This is a genomic window from Geminocystis sp. GBBB08 (assembly GCF_016743215.1).
Taxonomy (GTDB): domain Bacteria; phylum Cyanobacteriota; class Cyanobacteriia; order Cyanobacteriales; family Cyanobacteriaceae; genus Geminocystis.
The window spans coordinates 1-4,522 of the sequence record NZ_VRZC01000234.1; the positions used below are offsets into that span (position 1 = coordinate 1).

Sequence of the window (4,522 nt, forward strand, 5' to 3'; positions counted from 1 at the left end):
ACGAAGTTTATTACCTCCTTACATCTCAAAAATTAGTAACCATCAAGGGGGATTTTCTGTAGTATCTAAAATGCAACGGCGACAATTCTTTTTAGATGGTGCTAAAAATGCCTTAGAAGGGTTGTTAACTTTACCGTCAGATTTGCGAGATAAATTAGAATTCAATTCCACAGAGTTACAAATTCTGGAGTTGTTATGTAAAGAATCATTACAGGATAAAGAGATCGCCTTGAAATTAAACCTTTCAGACAGAACTACACAAAAACATATCGAAAAAATAAAAATAAAACTAGGATTAGATTTATTAGATAAAGGAAAAATGAATTTCCGTGTTGCTTTATGTATGGAAGCCTTAAGAAAAAAATTGGTAGTCATTTTTTGAGGAATTTATCCCTTGCCTCGATGAATTGTTGATTAGGAAGATTTTGATCCCCCCAACCCCCCTTGTTAAGCAGGGCGAATAGAAGTATTGATGCGACTTTTAATCGTTAACTCATCAACTAAGATAAAATTACGAGGTTTACAATAACCATTTAGTAGGGTAGCAAAGGCAAATCTGACTGAGCTTTCATTGCGACTACCACCATAACGGATTCTGGTTTCTAAATCTCGGCAATATTGGTTAATGAGGATACGAGACATAATTTATTTTCATTCCTCATTTTTAATTCCTAATCATTCCTGTGGTTGGATCAAAAAGATATAATTTATCTAAGTTGAATTCTACCTTGAGACGATCGCCTCTTTTCCCCGCCCATTGAATCGGTAACAATAAATTAATGCTTATATCCGAATCGATAATCGTTGCAGTGACAAGAATTTCTTTACCTAAAGGTTCGATAACTTCTACTTCTAGTAAAATAGTATTGCCAGATTTTTCTTGATTATCATTAATTACGGTAATAAATTCGGGGCGAAGGCCCAAATCCCAACCTTGCCCATTATTAAAAGGGATTTTTTCCGTCAATGAAGAATTTAAAGAAAGAGACTGTTGTTCGTTAATCCAAAATGCACCATCATGATAAGTAACGGGGATAATATTCATGGCTGGTGTGCCTAAAAATGTCGCTACCATTTTATTAACAGGGTGATTATAAATTTCTGCTGGTGTGCCGATTTGTTGTATTTTTCCTTGATTTAATACTACTAAGCGATCTCCTAATGTCATGGCTTCCACTTGATCATGAGTTACATAAATAGTGGTAATGCCAACCTTATTATGAAGTTTTTTTAATTCTGTGCGTGTTTGATCTCGTAATTGTGCATCTAAATTGGATAATGGTTCATCTAATAAGAATACTTTAGGTTGTCTAATAATAGCTCTACCTAATGCTACTCGTTGTTGTTGCCCACCTGACAACTGTTTCGGTTTGCGACTTAATAAGTGGTTAATATCAAGAATTTGCGAAACAAACTCTACCTTTTCAGCGATGACTTGTTTTTTTTCACCACGCATTTTTAAGCCAAAACTCAGATTTTCTGCTACCGTGAGATGAGGGTATAAAGCATAATTCTGAAAAACCATTGCTACATCTCTTTCTCTAGCTGGAATGGCATTCATTAACACATTATCAAAGAATAAATTACCTTCAGTTATAAATTCAAGCCCTGCTATCGATCTTAGTATAGTTGATTTACCGCAACCGGAAGGGCCAACTAACACCCAAAATTCTCCATCAGGCACTTGAAACGTAATATCAGAGACAACTTTAACCTTATTAAAAGAGCGAGAAATATTTTCGAGGGTAACGGTTGCCATACAGACAAGGAATTAGAAATGAGGAATAAGGAATTACTATCTATTTACAAATGACAAATGATAAATCAGGAATGAGAAATGAGGAATGAGGAATGAGGAATTAAAATATATTTTAGGATTGTTAATTGTTAATTGTTAATTATAGTCATTAAGGGCATAATTTGATGTTACGATGTGGTGGTTTTTCAACCAAAAATTTTTTAGTCTCCTAGTCTCCTAGTCTCCTAGTCTTCTATTTTCACCTTCATCAATATCAAGTTATTTCTTTAACCAGTGTATTACGGTTCGATAAGTGAACGTTTACCCCATTTAGGATCAGAGTTAGTTTGAGTTAAGATATAACCAGCAACAGCTTTAATATCCTCATCAGTATAGTTACGAATTTCGGGCCAAAGATCAGGACGTTCGGTGCTTAAATGGAATAAAGAAAGATCTTCTTCACCATCATAAGAAGTAGGATGCTTAATATAATCAATTAAACCAAGTAAATTATCTCTAGCGGGGATGGCATTAGCCAAAGATTCTTTACTTAAACCCACGTTAGGATTGGTTTTCGTTTTACCTTGAATGTGACATTGTGCACAATTGTCAATAAAAAGTCTTGAACCAACTTGGACTTCTTGATTAGATAATGTAATAGAAGTACCATCTTCATTTAAAGGCACAGTACGAATATTTTCATTTAAACTCAGGGCATTTGCATTACCAGTAAAAGACTGCCATGCAATAATAATCCCCGCCAGTAACATTAAAAAAACTTTTTTGAACATAATTCTCAAACAAATATTTTCGATCGGTATTTTCTTTGAGTTTCAGATTATACCCTAATTATTTTCTCTTAAAATTGCTTCATGTTAGATCAATTATTGTAACGTTTTGTTAATTTCTTTCAGGTTTAAGGTTTAAGATTTCAGGTAATAACTAATAACTATTCCCCATTGCTAATTTATACTAAAAATAGTCTTTACTTAATGGTTTATTATGACTCAAGCTATTGACAAGGTTATTTGGACGATTTCTGATTTAGATGTGTTTCCTGATTCAGAAGATAAATATTATGAAATTATTGATGGAGATTTATTTGTGACTCGTAGCCCTCATCGTAAACATCAACAAATTATTGGTAGAATTATTTTTCAATTAGAAAATTGGAATCAAAAAACGGGTTTAGGAGAAACAATTATCGCCCCCGGTATCATTTTCTCCGAGACTGATAGTGTTATCCCCGATTTAGTGTGGGTAAGTAAAGCAAGATTAGCACAAATCGAAGATTCCGCAGGGCATTTAATCGCCGCACCCGAGTTGGTGGTAGAAGTAATTTCTCCAGGTACAAATCAAGAAAAGCGAGATCGAGAAGTTAAACTAAAGTTATATTCTGTGCAAGGAGTTCAAGAATATTGGATAGTTGATCGTTTTCTTAATCAAGTAGAAGTATATCGCCGACAACAGGCAAAATTAGTATTATCAGCAACATTATTTAAAAATGATGTTTTAAATTCTCCTTTATTACCAGACTTTGAAGGAAATATTAACCTTTTCTTTCCTGAATAACATCAAAATGTCTCAAGGGCTTTCTTTCAATAGACTTCTTGCACCAAGTCAGGCAAGAGGCACTAGACATCAAGGCATAGTTGCGATAATTGATGATAAACTGCCTCAATTTAATTATGTTTTTATTTTGCACTCGTGTCTAATTTCTTCTTTGATTTCTCAGGAAATTAACGGGCAATAAATTTTAATAATGGAGCCATTTTCCCACGATTAAGACTTAAAACATTATCTTTCATCCCATAATTATCCACTTGCTGTAATGTTTGTAAAAAAGTGCTTTCTATTTCCATATTTTCACAAGCCATCATCGTTGAAGCCATTTGCTCAAATTTAAGCCGATTTCCTTCTTTTATTTCAATACCTCCCATAAAGTTATTACACCCACTAAAACCATTTACTCTATTTTTTTCCTTATTAAAAGTAATAAAAATAGCCTCTCTTTGAGTTTCGTTTTTTATCACCGGTTTACCCATGATTTCCACTAATTCCCACCGAGTATTCTCCATCGTTACTTCTTGATTGTTAACTTTACTCAACATATATTTATCTTCTAAATCTCCAGTAATTCTCTTCCCTGACATATCCAATTGAAATAACATATTTTCCCCCACCAAAAATTGATTTGGTGCATCTTTTATACTGTCTAAAGTTATTGTATTTCCCTCTTCATTCCATTTAAAAGTGCCTTTCACCTCAAACACTTCTTCACTTTTTCCTAAATATTGCGTTAATAGCACAAAAGAAAGATCTTGATTTAAGGTTAAAGTAGTTTTAATACCTTCGCAACTAGCACATGGCACAACACCTTCATAAGTGCCATTCCAGTCTAAAGAATTAGCACTTCTATCATTCCTCTCGATTATAGTGTGTTTTCCTGATTCGATTTTTATTTCAGCGTTAGACGGTTGTCGATAAGTAGTCAATAATAATGTGCTTAATAAGGCTATAGAAATTATTAAAGATTTATTTTTCATGATGTTAAGATTTAGTAACTTAATCTGATTAACTTTTAATTAATGACGTTTTTTACTTAATCAAAGTTTCATTTTTCTGCATTCTTAATTTATTTTCGGAATTTTTGACTATGAATGATTACCTAATCTATTTTTCTGAATCGGCGATCGCCAAATTTAAAGTTAAGATTTGAGTTAATAAATCCTCATTTTCATCAAAATTATAAGCCTTCATCACTAACTGATCTAACTGTTGATG

5 protein-coding genes and 1 pseudogene are annotated in these 4,522 nt (G+C 33.0%); 2 read left to right on the plus strand and 4 right to left on the minus strand.

The features are described from left to right. Window positions 1-382: pseudogene (locus FWJ34_RS18375) on the plus strand (DNA-binding response regulator); the annotation flags it as partial. 65 nt (window positions 383-447) lie between these two features. Here the strand turns inward: FWJ34_RS18375 and FWJ34_RS18380 are convergent. From FWJ34_RS18380 to psbV, 3 genes are all read right to left on the minus strand, one after another. Next, the gene (locus FWJ34_RS18380; protein WP_308256783.1) at window positions 448-642 is read right to left on the minus strand and encodes a hypothetical protein; all 195 of its coding nucleotides are present in this window, start codon (window positions 640-642) and stop codon (window positions 448-450) included. A 22-nt stretch (window positions 643-664) separates the two neighbouring features. After that, complete coding sequence (locus FWJ34_RS18385; RefSeq protein ID WP_308256784.1) at window positions 665-1,759, minus strand: ABC transporter ATP-binding protein; 1,095 nt, start codon at window positions 1,757-1,759, stop codon at window positions 665-667. Window positions 1,760-2,037: 278 nt separating this feature from the next. Beyond that, window positions 2,038-2,529, minus strand: a complete 492-nt coding sequence (gene psbV, locus FWJ34_RS18390) for a photosystem II cytochrome c-550 (RefSeq protein WP_308256785.1) — start codon at window positions 2,527-2,529, stop codon at window positions 2,038-2,040. Between the two features lie 211 nt (window positions 2,530-2,740). On the opposite strand from psbV, the gene FWJ34_RS18395 reads away from it, so the two are divergent. Next, window positions 2,741-3,310: a Uma2 family endonuclease gene (locus tag FWJ34_RS18395; RefSeq protein ID WP_308256786.1), complete on the plus strand. Its 570-nt coding sequence runs from the start codon at window positions 2,741-2,743 to the stop codon at window positions 3,308-3,310. A 167-nt stretch (window positions 3,311-3,477) separates the two neighbouring features. Here the strand turns inward: FWJ34_RS18395 and FWJ34_RS18400 are convergent, their stop codons facing one another. Further along, complete coding sequence (locus FWJ34_RS18400) at window positions 3,478-4,284, minus strand: copper resistance protein NlpE N-terminal domain-containing protein (protein ID WP_308256787.1); 807 nt, start codon at window positions 4,282-4,284, stop codon at window positions 3,478-3,480. Between the last annotated feature and the right edge of the window lie 238 nt (window positions 4,285-4,522).